Origin of the sequence: Tenacibaculum sp. nBUS_03 (genome assembly GCF_051201695.1) — a bacterium.
In the GTDB taxonomy this organism is placed as follows: Bacteria; Bacteroidota; Bacteroidia; order Flavobacteriales; family Flavobacteriaceae; genus Polaribacter.
In genome coordinates, this window is sequence record NZ_CP179214.1 from 1,715,340 (window position 1) to 1,740,371 (window position 25,032).

Consider the following 25,032-nt stretch of genomic DNA (forward strand, 5'->3'; position numbering starts at 1 on the left):
TATAGTTAGTTATTTATCTTTCTTTTTAGTTGATCTAAAATGTATTAATTTTTTCGTCTTTTTGAGAATAGTATCTTTTTTCTTTTCTTTATTTTTCTTCTTCTTTAACCCTAATTTTTGCCCTAATTCAGATAAATTATTAAAATTTACTTGATAAGATAATCCTACTCCTTGAGTATACCCTTCTTCTTCAGTAGAATATTGTACATCATTTTGCCTATTAAAAACAGTGCCTCTAAAATTACCTTCCTCATTAAGTAGCACTTCAACTTTTACCTCTCCAACGACACTTGTTTGAGTATTTGCTCCTACAGGTACTCCTACTTTTCCATTTACAATTACTCTATTACTTAACTGAGTACTAACTGATACATCTACTTGATCATCACTATTTAAATTATCAATATTACTTCTATCTCCTTGAGTATATCCAACGCCTACTTGAAACTTATTATCCTTACTATTCAACATATTAGACAAAATACTTGAGGCTATTTCTGATGCTGTTCCTGTTAAACCAGATGTTGCACTATTTCCAATAGCATCATCGTTATAAAACGTTCCAAAAGCTAATAAAAAAGAAAAATGCTGCATCTTTGTATTTAAGTCGTTTTCATTTAGAATAAATTCTAATTCAGAACTAACTGTTGAATTGGCATTAGGAATTTTAATATCAAATTCTTGCTTTGAATTAAATAGGCCTCCTGTTATTTTTGTATATAGGTCTATAGGTATTTTTCGAGTAGAATTTACATTATCTAACACCTGGGCTGGGTTTGCCTTTGTTCTATATACAGCAGTTATATCAAGTTCAGCATCATACGGATTACCGCTCCATGATATAGTACCTCCGTTTTGAACTATAAAAGGTTTGTTAATACCAGCATACTTGAAGTTATACAATCCATTATCAACAGTAAAGTCACCAAACATATTAAACTTACCACGAGTATCAATTTCAATATCCAAGTTCCCTTGCCCGCTTCCTCTTAACTCACTTCCAGACACCTTATCTATAACAACTTGTGCTATGGCATCTTTAGTGACATCTAACCTCATCTTTAAATCCAAACCTTTAATATCATCAATTAACTTACTTTGTTCATCTTTAACCACTCCTCTTTTTTCAAAATGAATTAACTTATAATTATCTATCATCTTAACATCACTCAAAGGAATAACAAACTTAGTTCCTGGTTGAGTACTTCCGTTTACATCAATATCCAAATTACTTGTTACACCTCTTATTTCTGCTCTTCCTTTTAAAAATCCAGTTCCATAATATTGTACCTCTTCATTTTCTTCTGTATCCAATACTAATAAATTATCAGTATCGATGTCAAGATTCATAAACCACAACTCAAAATTCTGATGTGCGATATATCCTGACAAAGTACCCCTAGTGTTATACTTTGTATCTTCTAAAATCACATCATTCAACTTAAATTGTTGCTCTTCTAACTCTATTTTAGTATTTCCTTTAAGAGCAAAGTCTACATTTAAATAAGGAAAAGCTAATCCTGCATTTTTTAAGTCTAAATACCCATCAAAATCAGGATTTCGTAAAAATCCAGTAGCAGAAAAGTTACCAGAAACTTCTCCTCGCAATTTAGACAGCACTTCTCCTCCTAAAGGACTGAATGCTGCAATCTTATACTCTTCTAAAGATACATTTAAATCTACAGTTGGTCGTTTACCACTAAAATCTATTCCCCCAGTAGCTATAATACTCTTTGCCTTTTCGCTAGAAAGCAACATATTTACATTGTACTTTTCGTACGAATTATTTCCAGTAATGTCTAAAGTCAAATTCCCTTGCTCAAAATCATTAATCATAAAATTTTTAATTAATAAGTTTGCTTTGGGACTCAACTTATCCTCATTTTGTTTAAAGTCAACAAGCCCATTAACTTCTCCATTTAACTTTAAACTATCAATAGAAGGCAAGAAACTATTTAGTTTTACCTTTGTGAAATTAACTTGTAAATCTTTATAGACAGCCCCTTTAACTGCTCCTTTCAAAGCTATTTTTTGTTCATTTGATTCAAAAACAAAAGGGCTAATTAAAAAATCATTTTCTTTTAAATTAAAAGTAACCTTATTCTCTTTATTACCTTCAGGGTTTATTACCCAATCAAAGCCATTGTAGTTCAACATTGATTTTTGTATTCCAACTACCCATTTTTTATCTTTATTAATTGTATAATAAAAGTCTAAATTGAAGATTTCTTCAAAATTTTTACCTCCTTTAAATTCTGATTTAAAGAACAGCGTATCATTTTCTGTTCTATTTAATAAGTTTAATTTTTCTATATCATAGAATTTAGAATCTACTTTACCTGCTGTTAAGTGAGTACTATAAAGAGGGTTTTTATTATCTAGCCTTAATAAAACATTATCGATTAAATTACCATAGGCATTAATTTCAGGAGAGGAAAAAGTAAGTTTTAAAGAATTTTTATTTGATTTAATTTTCCCTTTCAAATGTGTGTTTTTACCTATTGATATTTCAGGTAAGAACACATCAATTATTTGATTATAAATCGTAAAATCGAAATCTAAAAATTGATTTGGAGTTACTTTAAAAGGTTCATAATTTGTATACATGCTACCCAAAGCATTCTGAGTAACTAATGACAACTCCTCAAATAAAAATTTTCCTTTTAATTTTCCTTTGACGATATCTTCAGAATTTACTTCTATTGTTTTAATACTGTCTTTCACAACAGAACTTATGTTAAACTTTTTAAAAGTATACGACTGCTTTTGATTTTTATAAATAATATTTTTAAATGTTGCCTTCCCTACAATATCATCAAACGTATTTCCAGAAACATTAAGTCTAACCTTTCCTTTTAATTCTGCTATACTATCTCTGGTAAATAAATTTGTTTTTTTTAGATCAATATTATCGATATCAGCTTCAAAATCAAACTTATTTATTGCGGATGAAAAATCTGCTAATCCTTCAAACTTCATTTTAAAATTATCATCTTCAGAACTTAAAAAACCGTCGAACTTTTTATTTTGAAATTGACCGTTTATACTCAAATTTTTATAATGATACTCATTAAAATTAATATCACTTATGCTCCCTATAATAATTGTGTTAATATTATCTATGTTAAAACCACTTCCATTCACATCTGCTTTTAACGATATTTCACCTAATAAAGGGTCATTAGCAAAAGCACCTAAGTCAAAATTTTTGAATTCTACCTCACCTACATAAGCCGCATCATCAATGTTATCTATATTGGAGAGCTGTAAATCAGAAATAGTAGACCCAATCTCAGAATCTACTGATAAGGTAGCTTCCATTTGTTCTGGAGTAACTTTTATTAACCCTGACATTGTAAAATTCCCTAAACGTTGAAATTCAGTAGGTAATGTTTTCCCTAATAAATTAGGAAGTACACTTTTTAACTGAAAGTAATTTGCAGTAACATTCTCTAAATCAGCATCAAAAATAAAGCCTCTATCTGTATTCAAAGTATTAACAAAACCGAGGTCTCCAATAATTTTCATTCCTCGTTTTGACCTTAACTTTACATTACTTGCACTAAAGTTATTTAAAACTCCATCAATATCCCCAGTAAAATACATTATATCACTACCCCTTAGCTCTTTATATAATTTATTTAAGTCTTTAGCAGCTAGTGCACTTTTATCAAAAACAGCCTTAATTTGAACTTTATCTGAGAAATCAACAAGGTCTTTTCTATTATAAGTAAATTTTATATTTGCTTTTAAACTAGATTTATTATCAGTTTCTATAACAGTATCATCAAACAACATGTGTGTTTTCGTATACTTAAAATTTGTCGTTAAATTAGTTATATTTACAGCTCTATTATCGGTAAGGTACATTTTCTTTATATCCATAGAAACATTCGGCCCCACTACAGAGAAGTTTTGTAAATCTCCTCCTCCATTAAAAGCTGCAAACTTTAAAGGATTTTTTTCATTGAAATCAAATAACTTAAAAGTTAAGTCTTCTAATTGGATATTATTACTCCTCAAGATAAATGGAGTCGATAAACTATCTTTAGGTTTGCCATCTTCAAAACTGTCAATAAAAATAGACATATTATCATTTTTCTCTCCTTTATATGTTTTCATATAAAAGTGAATGCCACTAAGAGAAGCAGCTCCCAAATCAACTTTATTGTCTAAAACCTTTTTTACATTTTGTAGTGAAGTACTTAAATTTTTAACAAAAATAAGTGTATCTTGATGATGGTCTCTAATCTCAATTCCTTTTAACTGTATGCTTCCTAACCAAGATAGATCTATTTTTTTTACAACAATGTTAGTACCATAACTTTCATTTATATTTTCAGTAGCATAGCTTCCAAGCTTACTTTGCACAAAAGGCATTGACAAGAAAAACATAAGCACCAATAGAAAAAGCACTACGTACTTTACTATTCTGAGTATTATTTTTCTTACTTTTTTTATAATAAAATTTTTAATGTAAACAATTTAACAAAAGTAACTAGCAAACCCCAAAAATCTTGCCTTATTGTAAAGAAAATTCGATTTTAACGAATTTCTAACGCATAATGAATATTTTTGCGGTATTAATTCATTTTAATTTGAGCACAAAAAACATTTATATTCTAGGTATTGAGAGCTCTTGTGATGACACAAGTGCCGCTGTTATTTGTAATGGTAAAGTTTTAAGTAATATAGTTGCCAACCAAGAGATACATGCCAAATATGGTGGTGTTGTTCCTGAATTAGCTTCGAGGGCACATCAACAAAACATTGTTCCTGTTGTGCAACAAGCAATAGAGCAAGCTGGTATTACCAAAGAAGACTTAAATTCAATTGCTTTTACTAGAGGCCCTGGATTAATGGGGTCTTTACTTGTAGGTACTTCTTTTGCTAAATCATTAGCTTTAGGCTTGAACATACCTTTAATAGATGTTAACCATATGCAAGCTCATATTTTAGCTCACTTTATAAAGGAAGAAGGATGCAAAATACCGCCATTCCCTTTTATTTGTTTAACCATTAGTGGTGGCCACACTCAAATTGTTAAAATTACTGATCATTTTGAAATGGAAATTCTTGGTGAAACTATAGATGATGCTGTTGGAGAAGCCTTTGATAAATCTGCTAAAATTTTAGGACTTCCTTATCCAGGTGGCCCATTAATTGACAAATACGCTCAGCTTGGAAATCCAAAAGCTTTTAAGTTTACCAAACCTAAAGTGGGGGAACTAGATTTTAGTTTTAGCGGATTAAAAACTGGTATTTTATATTTCATCCAACGAAATGTAAAAGAAAACCCTAATTTTATTAAAGAGAATTTACATGATATTTGTGCTTCAATTCAGTTTACAATTATTGAAATTTTGATGGAGAAGCTTAAAAATGCAGTTAAACACACTAATATTAAACACATAGCAATAGCTGGAGGAGTTTCCGCAAATTCAGAAATTAGAAAACGCCTACAGTTAGCAGAGAAACATTGGGGATGGACTACTTACGTTCCTAATTTTGAATACACAACTGATAATGCCGCAATGATTGCTATTACTGGTTATTTAAAATATTTAAACAAAAACTACGCGGATGTTTTTGTTACAGCAAAAGCTAGACTAAAAGTTACTGAATAAACTATGAAATCACTAAAAAACAGACTACTACTTAGTATTAATTATTTTGCTTTATGGGTACTATATTTTGCTTTTTCTCGATTTTTATTTTTAGCTTTTTATTACGATAAAACTTTTGATCTTGATTTTATTACTATCTTAAAAACATTTTTACATGGACTAAAATTAGATGCTTCTTTTTCAGGTTATCTATCTTTAATACCTTTTTTGTTTTTTTTATTTTCAATCTGGATTCCTAAAAAAACAATTGCTTTATTAATTAAAAGTTATACCTATCCCGTTCTATTTATAATTAACTTATTTATGTTAATTGATGTCGTTTTGTATAAATCATGGGGGGTTCGTATTGACTCTACTTTATTAACATATATCAACACTCCAAAAATCATGCTTGCCTCAGTATCAGCAACTATGTTGATTGGTGGAATTATTATTTGGCTTTTTATTTCAGGATTAACAACTTTTCTTTTCAACAAAAAACTAACGATTCTTTTTAATAAATTAGAAAAAGGAAAAATTTGGGAAGCTCCTATTTTTTTAATTTTACTTGTTGCTCTGATACTTCCTATTAGAGGTGGAATACAAACAATACCTATAAACCAAAGTAATGTTTATTTTTCTAAACATATGTTTGCCAATCACGCGGCAGTTAATTTTATATGGAATTTTTCCAACACATTAACTCACAAAACAGAAGACAAAAACCCGTATCAAAATTTCAGTGCTAATACTGCTACGAAAACTATTGATACAACAAGAAGTCAACTATTAACAAGTAATGATTCTATACTAAAAACATCAAAACCAAATGTTATTTTAATTATTTGGGAAAGCTTATCAGCTAAAGCTGTTGGCGTATTAGGAGGAGTACCCAATGTTACAGAAAACCTAAACCAATTAGCAAAAGAAGGAATTTTGTTTACTAATTTTTATGGTAACGGTGATAGAACAGACAAAGGGTTAGTTGCTATTTTAAGTGGTTATTACCCTCAGCCTACTTCAAGCATTATTAAAATGCCACATAAAACAAGAAAACTTCCTATGTTAACTAAAGAAATGAAAAACTTAGGTTACAATACATCTTTTTATTACGGTGGTGACACTAATTTTGGAAACATGAATACCTATTTAAGAAATGGTGATATAGATTTCATGTTAGATGGAAGTGCTTTTGATAAAGAAAATTGGAATTCAAAATGGGGAGCACATGATCATATTTTCTTAGAGCGATTTATGAAAGACTTGTCTGAACCTCAAATAAAACAGCCTTTTTTCAAGGTGGCTTTAACATTAACCAGTCATGAACCTTATGAATTTCCTGATACTTATAAATTTGGTAAAAGCTCAGAAGAAAACCTTTATAAAAGTGCGCAAGCATATACCGACAAAGCTATTGCAAAATTTATTTCTGACGCCAAAAAACAAGCTTGGTGGGATAATACTTTAATTGTTATCATGTCTGACCACGGACATCCACTACCTAAACATAAAGGGTATTTTAATTCTCCTAAAAAATTCCAAATACCAATGGTTTGGTTAGGAGGAGCTCTTGCTAAAAAAGGAATTACTGTTGATAATTTTGGTTCTCAAGTTGATTTCTCATACACCTTAACTAACTTATTAAAAGGAAATTACAACCAATTTAAATTCAGCAAACATCTTTTCAATAATTCTAATAAACAATACACCCACTACATTTTTAACAAAGGATTTGGTACAGTAAGCAAAAATGGGCGTTTTGTATATGACTATGTAAGCAACAAACCCATTATACAAGAAGGAAGTTATAAAACTTTAGATTCTCTAGGTAAAGCCATCACTCAAAAAGCATATCAAGATTTTTTAGACAAATAAACTCTTATTGATTTTTAATTAAATTCAATTATATTAGCCTTAACTTGTTTAAAAGGTTATAAATTAACATAAAAAATCATGGTAAATACAATTGATACTTCTACATCAAAAACGCATAATGATCGTGTTTTACTCCCTTTTAAGTTTAATAGCACAAAAATGCTTAAAGAATTTGAGGATTTAAAACTGCAACATTTAACTAAGTATGAATACTATGACACAATTCCTTTAAGAGCTCCAGCACATACCGTAGATAAATCATTACCCTTCCCTCCTCCTGCCGATGATTATGCAGATGGCTCTTGGACAGATTGGCTTGATACTACTGAGCTAAAAGAATCACCTTATTTAACTAGTATTGTGAACACTTTTAAAAAACATACAAAAGTAACACTAGTTAGGTTGCTTCGCCTAGCTCCAGGTGCTGTTGTCAAAGAACATAATGACCCAACATTAGCACTTGAAATAGAAAAATCTGTTGTACGGCTTACAGTTCCTATTCTTGTAAATGATAATGTTACCTTTTACCTAAACAACACTCCTGTTGGAATGCAACCAGGGGAATGTTGGTATTTAAAACTAAATGATCCTCATAAAATTACTAACTATGGAAAAACAGAACGTGTAAATTTAACTATTGATATGATTCCTAACAACTGGTTAAGAGATCTCATAGAAAAAAGTAAACTAACATAAAACCCCGAACTAAATATTCGGGGTTTTGTTTTTTCATGTTATAAACAAGGTATTAAACCTTTTTATATTTAATAGAACACCCAATGGCACGTGTATCAGTTTTTAATGGTTTTTCTCCTCTTAACAAAGCATCAACTGCATTTTCTACAAAACGCTCAGAAACATTACTTTCACTTCGTGAACTGTCATCAATAGCTCCAATATACTCAACAATTAGTTTACTTTTATTTTTACTTAAGATATAAACATGAGGCGTTTTAGTTGCTCCATACATTGGATATACTTTTTGTCCCTCATCAAATAAATAAGGAAACGTAAATCCTTTTTGTTTAGCTCTAACTTTCATAGAATCAAAATCATCTCCAGAAGAAACTTCAGGGTCATTCGGATTTATTGCTATTACAGGATATCCTTTCTCTTTATATTTTTTATCTAGAGCTATAAGTCGATCTTCGTTTGCAACAGAATAGGGACACTTATTACAAGTAAAAACTACTATAAAACCTTTAGCTTTTTTAAAACTTGACAAAGAAACCATGGTATCATCAACATTTTTCAATTTAAAATCAGAAGCTACATCTCCTACTTTATAACCTCCGTAATCATTAATTGTAAATGCAGAAACTACAGCTGCAACAGTTAACACTAGTATTGTTTTAAAAGTTTTCATAATTATATTATTTAAAAAAAGTTTGTAATTCAACTTGTAACTCTTCATAGTCAAACGATTTTTCATAGAACTTCCTTTTCTTTGCATTATAGATTAAAGTAGCTGGTATAGAACCTGACCAATCTTCTGCAATATCTTTAATCCAAAATTGTTCATTCTTATCTTCAAAGTGAACTATTTTAGACTTTAATTTTTTTTCTTTTATAAATGGAATTAAATTACTTTCTATTTGTTTGGAAAAGTCTAAACTTACCAAAATAACCTCTACATTTTTATCATTATAATTATCATATAATTTTTCGAAAGCTGGTAATTCTTTTACGCAAGGTACACACCAAGTAGCCCAAAAATTTATTACATAAACTTTATCATCATTCTTATGTAAAAGTGGCTTTAACTGTTGATAATTTAAGGTAGATATCTCAATTAGTGCTTCTTTTGCTATTTTTTCTTCATTACTTATTTTACACGAAATACTTGTTAGAATGAAAAGTAACAAAAAACAAACTCTATACATCAATAAAAATTTATATAAGATTCTAAATTAAATAATTCCTTGTGGAATATCTATTAATTAACTTAATATTAACAAGAAAAAAGCTCGGAAAAATTAATTTATCCGAGCTTAATTATACTAGTTGATTTATTTTTTAAGAAAAAATATCATTTAATAGTTTTGCTAAGCGTACACCTCCTTTTTGCAATTGTTCTCTTACAACAGGAAAATAAACATACGAATATCTATAACGTAGATTCTCTCCTACTTTAGCAGAAGCATACACTTTTTTTGTTAACTTATGAGTATCATACATCCAATCTACAACAGTACCTTTTTGAATTACCTTTATTTGTTGTTTAGACAATTTTTTTGCATTACCAGCTAATTCAACATAACTCATATTCCATTTACTAAGTATGCTTTCATCCCAAACCCTGTGTAAGTTTGATCCTCTCCCATGCCATTGAACCTGAATAGTATTTCCTCCTTTATCTTCTTTTTGACCTATATGCATAGGTTGGTGTAAATCTCCCATCAAGTGCACTAACATTTTTAAATGGAAACGCTTATCTTTTACTGAACTATTTTCATCTTTTAAAACCTCCACACAACGATTAATCCCAGTAATTAAATCTCCTTTCGTATTTTTCTCAGAAGTTTCATATTTTCCTTCTAAAGGCATATTTATGTAATGCCAAGAGTAATATTCACTGTATTTTCTATCAGACTTTATTTCATCAGCATAGGTTGATACAAAAGCTAAACTTTCACCCTCTAATAATTTATCTATCTTCCTTTTTGCTCTATTGGTTAGATGATTTTCAGCAATTTTACCAGTAGCCCTATGCCCCGTTGGTCCCCATATGTCATCATTAGAAAACGCCGAAAAAGACATTAAAAAACTGAATAATAGTAATAAGAAACGTTTAGTCATTTTAAATACATTTTTTGCGAAGTTAAAAAATAGTACGCATAGTTTTTTGGATTTACAAAAAAAAAATCCATATCTTTACGATATCAAAATGATATCAAATTAAATCAAACAGAAATATGAAATCAGAAAAAATTATTAAACCAGCAAATGGTTATCTATTATTTTTCATTGTACTAACACTTTTTATCAGTGGAATAATCATGTCTATTAAAGATGAAACCCCTATTTATTTAATTTCAACGCTAGTAGGTTTTATTTTATCATTCGGTTTTATTTTAGTAAACCCTAATTCATCGAAAGTAATTTTACTTTTTGGTAAATATGTTGGTACGGTTAAACAGAATGGATTGTATTGGGCAAATCCACTTTATAAAAAGAAAACTATTTCTTTAAGAGCAAGTAATTTTGATAGTGAACGTTTAAAAGTTAACGATAAACTAGGAAACCCTGTAATGATTAGTACTATTTTAGTGTGGAGAGTTACTGAAACCTATAAAGCTGCTTTTGATGTAGACAACTATGAGAATTTTGTCCGTGTACAAACGGATGCTGCTGTTAGAAAACTAGCAAGCATGTACCCTTACGATAACTTTGCTGATGAAGGTCATGATGAAGACATTACATTACGTTCTAGTGTAAACGAAGTAAGTGACGCTTTAGAAAAAGAAATAGACGAACGTTTATCTATTGCAGGAATTGAGGTACTTGAAGCTAGAATCGGATATTTAGCTTATGCACAAGAAATTGCAAGTGCAATGTTGAAACGCCAACAAGCAACAGCTATTGTTGCAGCAAGACATAAAATTGTTGAAGGAGCTGTAAGCATGGTAGAAATGGCCTTAGAGGAATTAAACAAAAAGCAAATTGTTGAATTAGACGAAGAGCGTAAAGCAGCAATGGTAAGCAACTTAATGGTTATTTTGTGTGGTGATAAAGAAGCTTCTCCTGTTTTAAATACTGGTACACTAAATCATTAAAAAATGAAGAACGAAAATGATTTTGAGTAATGGAATAGGTGTTATTTTTCTACTACCGGATTAGCATTACCTAATGAGACTGGAGTTGGATTAGTTTTAAGAGCAGTAATAAACCAACAACAAATAAAAAAACAGTTCTAAAAACACTTTAATCAATGAATAAAAAGCAAGTCCTTTATTTAGCTATTGTTATATCATTAGTGGCTGGAATGGGAACAACCATTGGTACTAATTTATCTTTAGCTAATAAAAAAAAGTGTAAAACAGGTAAGATTAAAAAACGCAAAATTATAAACAGAAAATTTAGCTGGAGCAATGGAAGGCAAAAATTTGAAGAAGAATTAAATAATTATGCTAAATAAGGATGGACAGTTGTTAATATTAACCCTTTAAATAACGCAGAGAGTATAGAAGCTCTTTTAGAAAAAGATAAAAATAGATAAAATGAAAGAATATAAAGTAGTTAATTGGAAAATGGGTTTTTCTGGTAATAATCAAAAACTAGAGGACACTTTAAATCAATACGCCAGAGAAGGCTGGGTTTTAAAGCATGTTGCTGAAAACTCAGTAAGAATTATTTTAGAACGAAATAAAAACAGGTAAAATGAAAGTCTTTAAAGAAGAGCAACGATTTACTCAAACATGGCTACATATCCTTTTAGTTTTAGGATCAATCATTCCTATATACTCTATAGTTACAGGATGGATGAATTCATTGGATAAAAGCTTAACTGCAAATAGCTCTTCTTTAATTTCATTAACTGCTATACTATTCGTTCATGTTTTAATTTACAAGTGCGTACTAAAAACTAAAATAGATGAGTATGGTATTCATTATCAACTATTCCCTTTTCATTTAAAATTTAAAACAAAAAAATGGAACGAAATTAAAAATATTCATGTTAGGCAATATAATCCAATATATGAGTATGGTGGTTGGGGGATTAGATATACCTTTTCCAAAAAAGGAGTAGCTGTTAATATTAAAGGGGATAAAGGCATACAATTAGAGTTAAGAAACGGTAAAAAGTTATTAATAGGAACTCAAAAAAAAGACGATGTAGCACTTGTTTTACGGAACTTACGAAAATAAAATAAAAAAATTATGATACGCATTATCTTTTACATTACAACATACCTAATTACGACTGTCTTTACTTTTTCTCAAGTAAAATCAAAAAATATTCTAATAAAGAATGACTCTATTGAGTTACCTGGTACTTTAACCTATTTATCTAAAAAAACACCATTAATTATTTGGGTTCATGGCTCTGGAAATGTAGACAGAAATGGAAACCAAGGAAAAATTATAAAAGCAAACTACATTCAAAAATTTAGAGAAGCAATTACCGTAAATGACATCGCGTTCTTTAGTTATGATAAAAGAACTTCAAACCCTAAAAACTATAAATTTTTTAAAAAAATAGTTTTTGAAGATTTAGTGAACGATGTTGAAAAAGTAATTGATTATTTTAAAAATGATCAAAGGTTTTCAGAAATTATCTTAATTGGGCATAGTCAGGGATCACTAATTGGAATGTTAGCATCAAAGAACGTAGACAAATACATTTCTATAGCTGGCAGTGCGAATACCATAGATAAAACTATTATCCAACAAGTTAATAAACAAAATAAACAATTGGGTGATATTACAAAAAGTCATTTTGAAGAATTATTGAATACAGGAAATATTAAACAAGTAAATCCTTTATTAATTTCTATTTTTGCAGAACAAAATTTACCTTTTATTTCAAGTTGGATTTCATATAATCCAATAAAGGAAATTAAAAAATTAACAATCCCTACTTTAATTATTAATGGAAATAAAGATTTACAAGTACAAGTTGAAGATGCTAAGCTTCTACACAAATCTAATTCAATAACAACTTTAAATATTATTGATAAAATGAATCATATTTTAATAGAACTAGAAAAAGATTCTGATAATTTGAAGTCATATTACTCTTCTGAATATATGATCTCAGACGAATTAATAGTATCTATTTTAAATTTTATAAATAAATAGCATGGCAAAAAAGAAGGCATTTGCACTGCGCATAAATGAAGATATGCTAAAAGCGGTTGAAAAGTGGGCAGCTGAAGAATTTCGATCTACCAATGGACAGATTGAATGGATGCTTATGCAAGTTTTAAAAGAAGCTAAACGAGAGCCAAAGAACAAAGAAAAATAAAGAAACCCTTCTTTTTTACTGACTTAATTACTTTAGTCAAATACTTCATTTTACAATACTATTTTTCACGTCATTATTCACATCTTTTGCGTAAGTAAAAAACAAACCTTGCTAAGCTTAATCCCCTCCTTTTAAATACTTTTCAAAAAAGAGCTTAACATTTTTTTAAGAAGTTTAATTAATATCTTTACCTCTCAACACACTAATTAAACTTAACTAATGAAAAAAATACTTTCAATACTATTTATATCCATCAGTTCTATACTTTTTGCGCAAGAGTTTTCTATGGACTTGGTTAAAAACATGAAACCAAGAAATATTGGCCCCGGTGGGATGAGCGGTCGTGTAACTGCCATTGATGTAGTGCAAAATAACACTGACATCATGTATGTTGGTACCGCATCAGGTGGAGTTTGGAAATCTACTTCAGCCGGAATTAAATGGAAACCTATTTTTGAAAAACAAGCAACTGCTTCAATAGGAGCATTAGCAGTTCAACAGTCTAATCCCAGTGTTATTTGGGCTGGAACTGGAGAGGGAAACCCAAGAAATAGTTTAAATGGTGGCTATGGTATTTTCAAATCATTAGATGCCGGAAAAACATGGAAATCTATGGGGTTGGAAAAAACACGCCACATTCATAGAATCATTATTGACCCAGCAAATCCTAACATCGTTTATGTGGGAGCAATTGGCTCACCTTGGGGAGAACATAAAGAACGAGGCGTATATAAAACAATTGATGGTGGAAAGACTTGGAAGCAAATTTTATTTAACAACATTAAAACGGGTGCGGCTGATTTAGTAATGGACCCCTCAAACCCTAATAAATTAATCGCTTCTATGTGGGAACATAAACGTGACCCTTGGTTTTTTAAATCTGGAGGAAAAGGAAGCGGAATTTATATTACTCATGATGGGGGAGAAAATTGGAAAAAAATCACAGATAAAGAAGGTCTCCCTAAAGGTGAACTAGGAAGAATTGGAATTGCAATATCTCGCTCTAATCCTGATGTTATTTATGCACTTGTTGAGGCTAAGAAAAACGCACTTTACAAAAGTATAGATGGTGGTTTTAAATGGAAAAAAATTAACGACAAACGCGGTATAGGAAACCGTCCATTCTATTATTCAGAAATTTATGTTGATCCTCAAAATGAAAATAAACTATATACAGTTTTTACATATATAAATGTTTCTGAAGATGGTGGTAAAAACTTCAAACAATTAATGCCAGCCTATGGAGTATCTAATGGAGTGCACCCTGATCACCATGCGTGGTGGATACATCCAAAAGATGGTTCTTTTATGATTGATGGTAATGATGGTGGTTTAAATATAACCCATGATGGTGGTAAATCATGGCGCTTTATAGGAAATCTTCCTGTTGCTCAATTTTATCATATAAATGTTGATAATGAATTTCCCTACAATGTATATGGAGGTATGCAAGATAATGGTTCTTGGAGAGGCCCTGCTTATGTTTGGAAATCTCAAGGAATACGAAATTCATACTGGCAAGAAATAAGCTTTGGTGATGGCTTTGATGTGGTTCCTGATCGTGATGATTCTCGTTATGGATGGACTATGAGTCAACAAGGGTTTGTATCAAGATATGACTATTTAACGGGTAATAATTATACCGTCAGACCTACACACCCTAATCCTAATGTTAAACTTCGTTTTAACTGGAATTCTGCAATTAACATTGATCCTTTTAACAATTCTACTATTTATTTCGGTAGTCAATTTGTACATAAATCAGAAGACAAAGGGCTCACTTGGGAAATTATTTCTCCAGATTTAACTACTAATGACAAAAACAAACTAAAACAGTCTGAAAGTGGTGGTTTAACAATGGATGCTACTGGTGCTGAAAATCATTGCACTATTTTAGTTGTAGAACCTTCTCCTATAGAAAAGGATATGTTGTGGGCTGCCACTGATGATGGACAAGTACAAATTACTCGTAATGGAGGTAAAAACTGGACAAACGTTTCAACAAATATCAAAGGATTACCAGCAAATAGCTGGATAACTCAAATTAAAGCCTCTAATAAAAACAAAGGAGAAGCTTTGTTAGTTGCTAATGATTATCGAAGGTTTAATTACAAACCTTATGCATATCGTACTAAAAACTATGGTAAAACATGGGAACGCATAGTAAATGAAAACGATGTTAAAAGCTATGCATTATGCATTATTGAAGATATTTTAAATCCTAACTTATTATTCTTAGGTACCGATGATGGATTGTACATATCAATAAATGCTGGAAAAAAATGGCTGAAATGGACTAATGGATTTCCTACTGTACCAGTTAAAGATTTGGTTATCCACCCAAGAGAGCATGATTTAGTTATTGGAACTTTTGGAAGAGCTGCTTGGGTCTTAGATGATATTCGTCCACTCAGAAAAATAGCTCAAAACAATCAAGTATTAAGTAATAAAATTACGTTATTCACTCCTCCTACTGCTTATCAAGTTGCATATCAACAACCAACAGGGAGTAGATTTGGGGGAGATGCTTTGTTTAATGGAAAAAACCGAGGAAGTGGAGCTATTATTTCGTATTATATAAACAAACCAAAAGAAGAAAAAAATAAAAGCTCAGAGATTAAGAAAAAAGGTGGCAAAAAATCTCAAATAAAAAATGATTCTGTCAAGTTTAATTTTTATCAAGGAAATAGGTTGATTAGAACTCTTAAAAGAAAAGCACCTAAAGAAAGTGGACTATATAAACTTACTTGGTATATGAATGAAAAAGGTGTTAGTCGTCCCTCAAGAAAAATATCTAAATCAAAAAGAGAACCTTCTGGTGTTAGAGTTAAACCAGGCGTTTATCGTATAATAGCTAGTTTTGGTAATGATACTTCAGAAAAGAACATAACCGTAAAATTTGACCCAAGATTATCAATATCTACCTCAGCAATCAATCAAAGGTATAATAATGCTAAAGCTTTAGAAAAAGACCAAAAAACTATGGCTGATGCATTAAAACAACTGATAGAAAGTAAAAAAATAGCAAATGATTATAAATCAAAGTTATCTAAAAAAGATAAAAAGGTATATAAGGAAACTATCAATAAATCAAAAAACATTGTTAAGAAAATTGATACTTTAATCACTCTATATCTAGGTAAAGTTGACAAGCGACAAGGTATAACCAGAAATACTGAAACTACAGTTAATCAACAATTAGGAACTGCAAGATGGTATGTTAATAGTAGATTTGGAGAGCAAACTAATACAGAGCAACAACTGATTACAAATTTTAAAAGTGCACTTACAAAAGCTTTGAAACAAACAAATGATTTCTTTACTAATGATTGGAAAAATTATAAAAACATAGTTGAAAAAATTACAATTTCTCCATTTAAAGAAGTTAAAAAATTTTCTTTAGAATAATTTCATCAAAACATGTAACAACATCAGTCTTTAAAAGTCTAATTACCAACTAACTAAAATGTTAAAAAAAATGAAAAAAATATTTCTTATTGTAGCAATTAGCCTATCGGTTATAGCCTGTAAAACTGAAAAAAAGACCAATAAAAGTTTAAAAAAATATTCTATTACCCAAATGATGGATAATGAGAGTGTAGCAGGCGGTAGCTTTTCTCCAGACAATTCAAAGTTACTTGTAACAAGTAATCGTTCTGGAATTTATAATATGTATACTGTTTCTACAGCTGACGGTACTTTTGAGCCAATAACTAAATCTGATAGTTCATCTGTATTTGCCACTTCTTATTTCCCAAAAGATAATAGAATGCTATTTAGAATGGATAATAATGGAGATGAAATTTATCATATATTCATGAGAGATTTAGATGGTAGCATTAAGGATTTAACACCCAATAAAGGTACACGAGCTTCTTTTTATGGTTGGTCTAAAGATGAAAATAGTTTCTTTTTCGCCTCTAATAGAAGAGATGAGCGATTCATGGATGTATACGAAATGGATGTTGAAACTTTAAAATCTAAAATGATTTACGAAAATAAAGAAGGGTATAATGTTGCAGCAATTTCTAACAACAAAAACCTATTGGCATTAAGCAAAACTGTAAATACAAATGATAGTGATTTATTTTTATTTGATAGAACAGCTAAAAAAGCAACAAAAATAAATGCTACCTTAAGTAAAAACTCTGCGGAAGATTTTTCTTTAGATGATAATGATTTTTATTACACTACAGATGCTGATGGAGAATTTGCAAGCTTAATGAAATATAATATTTCAACTGGAAAAAGTGAAAAAGTATTACAGAAAGATTGGGACATAAGCGGTAGTTACTTTACAAATAGTGGAAAATACAGAATTACGTATATAAATGAAGATGCAAAAAATGTAATTGAAATTTTTGATGTAGCCACTGGTAAAAATATTGAATTACCGAAGATAGATGGAAAAAGTATTACTAGTGTTGGAGTATCTAAAGACGAAAAAATGATGCGTTTTTATGCTGGTGATTCTAATTCTCCTTCAAACTTATATGTATATAACTTAGTTACTAAAGAGCAGAAAAAACTAACTGATGTTTTAAATAAAGAAATAGATCCAAGTCATTTAGTAAATGCAAAAGTAATCCGTTATCCTTCCTTCGATGGCGTTACTATACCTGCTATTTATTACTTACCACACCAAGCCTCAAAAGAGCATCAAGTACCAGCATTAGTGTGGGTTCACGGAGGACCTGGAGGGCAATCTCGTCAAGGATTTAGTTCTAAAATTCAATATTTGGTAAATCACGGATATGCTGTTTTAGCGGTAAACAACCGAGGTAGTAGTGGTTACGGAAAAACCTTTTTTACCATGGATGATAAAAATCATGGGGAAAAAGATTTACAAGATTGTATAGAAGGAAAAAACTGGTTGGCAAAACAACCAGAGATTGATGGTGATAAAATTGGAATTATAGGGGGGTCTTATGGTGGCTATATGACCATGGCAGCCTTAACATATGCTCCTGAAGAATTTTCTGTTGGTGTAAATATTTTTGGAGTTACGAATTGGATGCGTACTTTAAAGAGTATTCCTTCTTGGTGGGAATCATTTAGAGAAGCTTTATATAAAGAGATAGGAAATCCTCATACAGCAGACTCTATTCGATTAAAAAAAATCTCTCCTTTATTTCATACAAATAAAGTAACTAAACCTTTAATGGTATTACAAGGAGCTAAGGATCCAAGAGTTTTACAAGTAGAATCTGATGAAATTGTTGCCGGAGTTAAAAAGAACGGAGTTCCTGTAGAATACGTTCTTTTCGAAGATGAAGGTCATGGATTTGTAAAAAAAGAAAACCAGATAGAATCAAATAAAAGAATTTTGCAATTCTTAGATAAATATCTAAAAAAAGAAGAACCTCTAGAAAAAGATGAACTCTAAAACATTATAGCTTTTCAGCAATAAAAATCCTTTGTAATTTTTACAAAGGATTTTTTACTTTTGTTCTTTTAAATTTTAGCCTTTATGAAAAAAATAACTTTGATATTTCTTATTCTTTTTTCTGTTAACAGTTTTTCTCAAAAAAATCCAGAAAAAGAACTAGGAGCTTGGTACATGTATAATGGATCTCATAAACTATCTGAAAAATTCAGTTTAAAAACAATGGCTCATTTTCGTTTCTTTGAAATTGGAGATGACATGCAACAATTTATTAGTCGTTTGGGGGTTAATTATAAAATCAACAAAAACTTAGACGTAACAATTGGCCATTCTTATTTAAACACAGACAATACATATGGTATTGATGGTGGCTCATTTAATGAGCACAGAATTTATGAAGACTTTAATATAAAACATAAAATTTCTAAACTAGGTTTTGCCCACCGATTGAGATTTGAACAACGTTTTTTCAATTCAATTACAGGTCATTTCGTTCGTTATCAGTTAGGACTAAGTTACCCTATATCAAAAAAATGGTCAACATATATGTTCAATGAAATTTTCTTTGACTTTGATGGGCAAGCATATAACCAAAACTGGTTAGGAGCAGGTTTTTCTTATAAATTATCTAATTCAGTAAAACTAAAAGCTGGATATATGAATATTATGGTTAATGAAACAAACCTTGATAGAATTCAATTAGGTGTTATCATTAATACTAATCATCAGAAAAAGAAATAAACATATTTTATATACCTTAGCCAAAACTAACTACTATTTATGGAAGCACCTCTTTTCACCAATGATGCAATTGTTTTCGGAATTCTAATGGTTTCATTAGGATTTGTCTTTTATACTGAATCTAAAGAATCAGGATTTTGGTCTAAATTTTATAAAATAGTGCCTGGCGTTTTAATGTGTTATCTAATTCCTTCAATTTTTAATTCTATGGGATGGATTTCTGCTGACAAAACACAAACCTATTTTATTGCTAGTAGGTATTTACTTCCAGCTTCATTAGTTTTAATGACCCTAAGTATCGATTTAAAAGCCATCTTTAACTTAGGCCCTAAAGCTTTAATCATGTTTTTTACGGGAACCATAGGTATTATAATAGGTGGTCCAATAGCAATTTTGTTAGTTTCTATTTTTTCACCAGAAACCGTTGGTGGTGTTGGTTTTGATGCTGTTTGGAGAGGTCTTTCTACCTTAGCGGGAAGCTGGATAGGTGGTGGAGCAAATCAAGCTGCAATGCTAGAAATATATCAATATAATCAAGCTAGCTATGGAAAAATGGTACTAGTTGATATTGTTGTTGGGAACATTTGGATGGCTATTTTATTAATTGGAATAGGTAAAAATAACAAAATAAATAACTGGTTAAAGGCTGACACAACAGCTATCGAAGAATTAAAAAATAAAGTTTCTTCATTTACATCAAACATAACTAGAATACCTTCTTTAACTGATTTTGTTATTATTTTAGCTTTAGCATTTGGTGCAGTTGGCCTTGCTCATTATGGTGCAGATAATATATCTAGTTATCTAGTCAGTAACTTTGAATCAGTAGCTGACAAAACCTCCTCTTTGTCTTCTTTTTCTTCCAAATTCTTTTGGATGGTAACAATTGCTACTATCATTGGTATTTTGTTATCGTTTACTAAAGCTAAAAACTATGAAGGAGCTGGTGCTAGTAAAATAGGAAGCATATTTATTTATATTTTAGTGGCTACCATAGGTATGAAAATGGATTTAACGAGTATTCTTGATAACCCGGGGTTACTTGTTGTAGGTGTCGTTTGGATGTCTATCCATGCAGGGCTACTAATTTTAGTAGCGAAATTAATAAAAGCGCCTTATTTTTTCTTAGCTGTAGGTAGTCAGGCTAACGTTGGTGCAGCAGCCAGTGCTCCTGTGGTAGCTGCCGCTTTTCATCCTTCATTAGCAACCGTTGGGGTTTTACTTGCTGTTTTTGGATATGTTGTCGGAACTTATGGAGCTATGCTGTGTACAATTTTAATGGAAATAGCCTCGAAAACTTAGTAGATTTCCTCATATTTGCATTCTTAAGGTTAATAAATTTTATGCTTTTAAAGGTAAAAGCACACTTACAATTTTATACAATGAAAAAAACAATACTTACATTTATTATAGCTACATTAATGATTGCTTGTTCTTCAAAAAAACAAGGAAACATGATTGTTAAAGGGCAAATTAAAGGTCTTAAAAAAGGTACTTTATATCTTCAAAAAATGAAAGATACTGTATTAGTTTCCGTTGACTCTGTTGCTTTGTTAGGTAATGACACTTTTATTTTAACAGATAATGTAGAGTCACCAGTAATGTATTACCTTACTTTTAATGGAAACACAAATGATAAACGTTTATTGTTTTTTGGAGAAAAAGGCGAAATTACAATTAACGATAACGTTGAGGAATTTGGGTTTAAACCTGAAATAAAAGGTTCAAAAAACCAAGAAGTATTAGATAATTATAATAAAGTTGACAAACGATTTACTGAGCAACGTTTAGATTTTATTAAACAAGATTTTGAAGCGAAACAAGCACAAGATGAAGATTTAATTAAAAAACTTGAAGTTGACTATAAGAAAATGGTTCGACGTAGATTTTTATTTACTACTAATTTTGCAATTGCAAATCCTGATAGTGAAGCTGCTCCATACATAGCATTAACTCAATTGTTTGATGCTAACATTAAATTACTAGACACTATAAATAATAGTTTAACTGACAAAGTTAAAAATTCATCATACGGTAAGCGCCTACAAAAGTTTATCAACGATATAAAAACTAAAGAACAAAACTAATTTACCTTTTTATAAAAAAAGACCAGTGATTATATAGTCACTGGTTTTTTTATGTTTTAATAAACTTTTCTAATCTTATATCTGATTTTAAAATCCTTCAGAAATATCCTTTAACCCTTTTGAGTTTAAAATAGTAATATGTTTTCCTTTCAAACTAATTAGTTCCTTTTTCTTAAATTCAGATAATAATCGTATAGCAGATTCTGTTGCAGTTCCAATAATATTTGCTATATCTTCTCTTGAAAAATTAACATCAATAGCTCCTTCACTATTTTTTAAAAACCTTTCATCTAAATATAATAAAGTTGAGGCTAAACGTTGCTTTACCGTTTTTTGTGCCATATCAACAATAACATTATCAGCATTTTTTAATGATAAAGCCATGTTTTTTAAAATCGACATAGTAAAATTTTGATTTTTCTCTAAATCTTTTATAATTTCTTCTTTAGGAATAAAACAAACCTCCATATCATTAACTGCTATAGCTTTTAGATTTGAAGTTTCATTATTAATCAAACTACGCTCTCCTAATAAATCTCCTTTTTTAATTAAGTGAACTATCTGATCTCTTCCATTGTCACTCATTTTAGAAACCTTACAAACTCCGTTTTTTATACAAAAAACACCATTTATATATTCACCTTCTTCAAATAAAACCTCTCCTTTTTTTACTGTTTTTGAAGTTTTACATCCTGAAATTCTAACTAACTCATCTTTGGTTAGCGCTTTTAAAGAATTAAATTGACGTACAATACATTGCTCACACTTTCCCATAATCAGCCATTTTTGACTTTAATCAAAGATACTAAAAAGCTGACAAATATCATATTTTAAACTAGTATAATAATAGACCTTTGTTCAAGGCAAACGAGTAAAAATGGAAAGTAAAAAGTGTTTTCATTGTGGTAACAAATGTGAAACAAATAACATTACGGTTAATGACAAATCATTTTGTTGTAATGGTTGTAAAACTGTTTACGAAATTTTTTCTGATAATAATTTAACTTGCTACTACGACTTTCAAAATAGTCCAGGTGCAATACCTGAAGAGATTAAAGGAAAATATGACTTTTTAACTAATATTGATATTGTTGAAAAGTTACTAGAGTTCAATGATAGTAACATTCAAGTTGTAAATATGTATATCCCTCATATACACTGTAGCTCATGTATATGGATCTTGGAAAACTTACACAAACTTCAAAAAAACATTACTACATCTCTAGTTAATTTCCCTAAAAAAACTGTAAGAATTACCTACAATTCAACTAACACAAACTTAAAAGAAGTTGTTTTATTATTAAGTTCAATAGGATACGAACCATATATTAGTTTAGAAGATTATGAAATAGGTAAAAAGCAAGTAAATCGAAGTTTATTATATAAACTTGGAATTGCTGGTTTTGCTTATGGTAATGTAATGTTTTTATCTTTTCCTGAGTATTTTGAAGTAGCTGAATTTTGGTTAGAACAGTATAAAAATATTTTTAGATGGTTAATGTTTATATTTTCACTACCTGTTATTTTATATGCTAGTCAAGATTATTTTATATCTGCTTATAAAGGAATACGATCTAAAATACTAAATATTGATGTTCCAATTGCTTTAGGCTTATTGGTACTGTTTATAAGAAGTACTGTAGAAATTATTTTCAATATAGGTACTGGTTTTTTCGACAGTTTAACCGGACTTGTGTTTTTTCTTTTACTTGGAAAATTTTTTCAACAAAAGACATATAATTTTCTTTCATTCGAACGAGACTATAAATCATATTTTCCTATTGCAGTAACAAAATTAACCAAAGAAGGTAAAGAGGAAAATACTCAAATTTATAACATTAAAAAAGGAGATAGATTATTAATAAGAAACCAAGAGTTAATTCCAGTAGATGGAATTTTAATCAATGGAAATGCCCAAATAGATTATAGTTTTGTTTCAGGTGAAGCTAATCTTGTATCAAAAAAATCGGGAGATAAAATATTTGCTGGAGGAAAACAACTTTATGGAAGTATAGAAATGGATGTTTTAAATTCTGTTTCTCAAAGTTACTTAACTCAATTATGGAGTAATGATGTATTTCAAAAGGATAAAAACTCTGCTTTTAAAACTTTAACGGACAGCATTGGAAAAAACTTCACTATTGCAGTACTATCTATTGCTTTATTAACTACATTATTTTGGTTTTTTTATAACCCAAGTAAAGCTTTAAATGTGTTTACAGCTGTTCTAATAATTGCTTGCCCTTGTGCAATTGCATTAGCTGCTCCTTTTACTTTAGGTAATCTATTACGTATTTTTGGAAAGCGAAAATTTTATCTTAAAAATGCAACAGTTATTGAGCAACTAGCTACTATTAACAGCGTTGTTTTTGATAAAACAGGTACTTTAACAACCAATAAAGAAAATAATATTACTTATGATGGAATAACGTTAAATAATGAGCAAAAAGCAATATTTAAAAGTTCTTTGCGATCATCCAATCATCCACTAAGTAGAATGCTTTATACTTCTTTAAAGAATGAAAAAAATATTTCAATTGATAAATATTCTGAATTTATAGGAAGAGGTATTAAAACCTCTTATCAAGAAACAATATTAAAAATAGGATCTTCCTCTTTTGTTCAAAATCAATCAGAGATTACCAATTTAGACACTTCAGTTCATATTAGCATAAACGATATATATAAAGGTAAATTTATTTTTAAAAATGCTTATCGAAAAGAAGTTAAATCTGTATTTAATTCTTTAAAAAACAATTATGACTTAGCTGTAATATCTGGCGATAATGAAGGTGAAAAAGGTTATTTAAAAACACTTTTACCTAAAACTACAATGGTACTATTCAATCAAAGACCAGAAGATAAATTAAATTATATAAAGAACCTTCAACAACAAAATAAAAAAATAATGATGGTTGGTGATGGATTAAATGATGCTGGAGCCTTGGCTCAAAGTGATGTAGGAATTGCCCTTTCTGAAAATATTAATGTATTTTCTCCTGCATGTGATGCAATTTTAGATGCCTCAAAATTTCATCAAATAGCTAATTATATTAAAGCTTCTAAAACTGCAATTAAAATTATAAAATATTGCTTTATATTATCTTTATCTTATAACGTAGTAGGACTTTATTTTGCCGTAACTGGGCAACTAAAACCTGTAATCGCTGCTATTTTAATGCCTGTAAGCTCTATAAGTATTGTATTATTTACAACTATTGCTACAAATATATTAGGACGAAAAATAAAAATTATGGAATTAGCCATTTAATTACTGTTTAACACTGAATTTTCTTTAGAAATACGAGTTATGTTAAAAAACTCATACTCAAGAAGGCTCTATAACTACCTACGCAAGTATTATTAAAA

The 25,032-nt window shown here is 29.8% G+C and carries 20 protein-coding genes; 15 read left to right on the forward strand and 5 right to left on the reverse strand.

The window, feature by feature from the left end; all coding sequences use genetic code 11:
- Nucleotides 1-9 precede the first annotated feature (9 nt).
- Nucleotides 10-4,380 (reverse strand): translocation/assembly module TamB domain-containing protein, encoded by a 4,371-nt coding sequence (locus ACMFBB_RS08065; RefSeq protein WP_435263904.1) that lies wholly within the window; start codon nt 4,378-4,380, stop codon nt 10-12.
- Between the two features lie 218 nt (nt 4,381-4,598).
- On the opposite strand from ACMFBB_RS08065, the gene tsaD reads away from it, so the two are divergent.
- The 3 genes from tsaD (at nt 4,599) to ACMFBB_RS08080 (ending at nt 8,177) form a co-directional block, all read left to right on the forward strand.
- Nucleotides 4,599-5,627, forward strand: a complete 1,029-nt coding sequence (gene tsaD, locus ACMFBB_RS08070) for a tRNA (adenosine(37)-N6)-threonylcarbamoyltransferase complex transferase subunit TsaD (RefSeq protein ID WP_435263905.1) — start codon at nt 4,599-4,601, stop codon at nt 5,625-5,627.
- Between the two features lie 3 nt (nt 5,628-5,630).
- Nucleotides 5,631-7,481 carry an LTA synthase family protein gene (locus ACMFBB_RS08075; RefSeq protein ID WP_435263906.1) on the forward strand — a complete coding sequence of 617 codons (1,851 nt, stop codon included), beginning with the start codon at nt 5,631-5,633 and terminating at the stop codon, nt 7,479-7,481.
- 78 nt (nt 7,482-7,559) lie between these two features.
- Nucleotides 7,560-8,177, forward strand: coding sequence for an aspartyl/asparaginyl beta-hydroxylase domain-containing protein (locus ACMFBB_RS08080; protein ID WP_435263907.1), 618 nt, complete (start codon nt 7,560-7,562; stop codon nt 8,175-8,177).
- Nucleotides 8,178-8,229: 52 nt separating this feature from the next.
- Here ACMFBB_RS08080 and ACMFBB_RS08085 read toward each other — a convergent pair whose 3' ends face one another.
- The 3 genes from ACMFBB_RS08085 to ACMFBB_RS08095 all read right to left on the reverse strand — a co-directional run bounded on the left by ACMFBB_RS08085 (nt 8,230) and on the right by ACMFBB_RS08095 (nt 10,280).
- Entirely contained in the window at nt 8,230-8,847 is a 618-nt protein-coding gene (locus tag ACMFBB_RS08085; protein ID WP_435263908.1) for a thioredoxin family protein, read from the reverse strand.
- Between the two features lie 7 nt (nt 8,848-8,854).
- Nucleotides 8,855-9,364 carry a TlpA disulfide reductase family protein gene (locus ACMFBB_RS08090; RefSeq protein ID WP_435263909.1) on the reverse strand — a complete coding sequence of 170 codons (510 nt, stop codon included), beginning with the start codon at nt 9,362-9,364 and terminating at the stop codon, nt 8,855-8,857.
- Between the two features lie 133 nt (nt 9,365-9,497).
- Entirely contained in the window at nt 9,498-10,280 is a 783-nt protein-coding gene (locus ACMFBB_RS08095; protein WP_435263910.1) for a S1/P1 nuclease, read from the reverse strand.
- 116 nt (nt 10,281-10,396) lie between these two features.
- Between ACMFBB_RS08095 and ACMFBB_RS08100 the strand changes: the two genes are divergently transcribed.
- From ACMFBB_RS08100 to ACMFBB_RS08150, 11 genes are all read left to right on the forward strand, one after another.
- The gene (locus tag ACMFBB_RS08100) at nt 10,397-11,257 is read left to right on the forward strand and encodes an SPFH domain-containing protein (RefSeq protein ID WP_435263911.1); all 861 of its coding nucleotides are present in this window, start codon (nt 10,397-10,399) and stop codon (nt 11,255-11,257) included.
- A 155-nt stretch (nt 11,258-11,412) separates the two neighbouring features.
- Nucleotides 11,413-11,619: a hypothetical protein gene (locus ACMFBB_RS08105; RefSeq protein ID WP_435263912.1), complete on the forward strand. Its 207-nt coding sequence runs from the start codon at nt 11,413-11,415 to the stop codon at nt 11,617-11,619.
- Nucleotides 11,620-11,701: 82 nt separating this feature from the next.
- The gene (locus ACMFBB_RS08110) at nt 11,702-11,860 is read left to right on the forward strand and encodes a DUF4177 domain-containing protein (RefSeq protein WP_435263913.1); all 159 of its coding nucleotides are present in this window, start codon (nt 11,702-11,704) and stop codon (nt 11,858-11,860) included.
- 1 nt (nt 11,861) lies between these two features.
- Nucleotides 11,862-12,350, forward strand: coding sequence for a hypothetical protein (locus ACMFBB_RS08115; protein ID WP_435263914.1), 489 nt, complete (start codon nt 11,862-11,864; stop codon nt 12,348-12,350).
- A gap of 12 nt (nt 12,351-12,362) precedes the next feature.
- Complete coding sequence (locus tag ACMFBB_RS08120; RefSeq protein ID WP_435263915.1) at nt 12,363-13,283, forward strand: alpha/beta hydrolase; 921 nt, start codon at nt 12,363-12,365, stop codon at nt 13,281-13,283.
- Nucleotide 13,284: 1 nt separating this feature from the next.
- Nucleotides 13,285-13,449: an Arc family DNA binding domain-containing protein gene (locus tag ACMFBB_RS08125; RefSeq protein ID WP_435263916.1), complete on the forward strand. Its 165-nt coding sequence runs from the start codon at nt 13,285-13,287 to the stop codon at nt 13,447-13,449.
- Nucleotides 13,450-13,668: 219 nt separating this feature from the next.
- Complete coding sequence (locus ACMFBB_RS08130; RefSeq protein ID WP_435263917.1) at nt 13,669-16,857, forward strand: VPS10 domain-containing protein; 3,189 nt, start codon at nt 13,669-13,671, stop codon at nt 16,855-16,857.
- Between the two features lie 70 nt (nt 16,858-16,927).
- The gene (locus ACMFBB_RS08135) at nt 16,928-18,835 is read left to right on the forward strand and encodes a S9 family peptidase (protein ID WP_435263918.1); all 1,908 of its coding nucleotides are present in this window, start codon (nt 16,928-16,930) and stop codon (nt 18,833-18,835) included.
- An 84-nt stretch (nt 18,836-18,919) separates the two neighbouring features.
- Nucleotides 18,920-19,576, forward strand: a complete 657-nt coding sequence (locus ACMFBB_RS08140) for a DUF2490 domain-containing protein (RefSeq protein WP_435263919.1) — start codon at nt 18,920-18,922, stop codon at nt 19,574-19,576.
- 39 nt (nt 19,577-19,615) lie between these two features.
- A complete protein-coding gene (locus tag ACMFBB_RS08145; RefSeq protein ID WP_435263920.1) occupies nt 19,616-20,878 on the forward strand; it encodes a DUF819 domain-containing protein in 1,263 nt (420 codons plus the stop codon).
- An 80-nt stretch (nt 20,879-20,958) separates the two neighbouring features.
- Entirely contained in the window at nt 20,959-21,663 is a 705-nt protein-coding gene (locus tag ACMFBB_RS08150; RefSeq protein WP_435263921.1) for a DUF4369 domain-containing protein, read from the forward strand.
- Nucleotides 21,664-21,750: 87 nt separating this feature from the next.
- Here the strand turns inward: ACMFBB_RS08150 and ACMFBB_RS08155 are convergent, their stop codons facing one another.
- A complete protein-coding gene (locus ACMFBB_RS08155) occupies nt 21,751-22,437 on the reverse strand; it encodes a Crp/Fnr family transcriptional regulator (protein WP_435263922.1) in 687 nt (228 codons plus the stop codon).
- A 103-nt stretch (nt 22,438-22,540) separates the two neighbouring features.
- Between ACMFBB_RS08155 and ACMFBB_RS08160 the strand changes: the two genes are divergently transcribed.
- Entirely contained in the window at nt 22,541-24,934 is a 2,394-nt protein-coding gene (locus tag ACMFBB_RS08160; RefSeq protein ID WP_435263923.1) for a heavy metal translocating P-type ATPase, read from the forward strand.
- Nucleotides 24,935-25,032 lie beyond the last annotated feature (98 nt).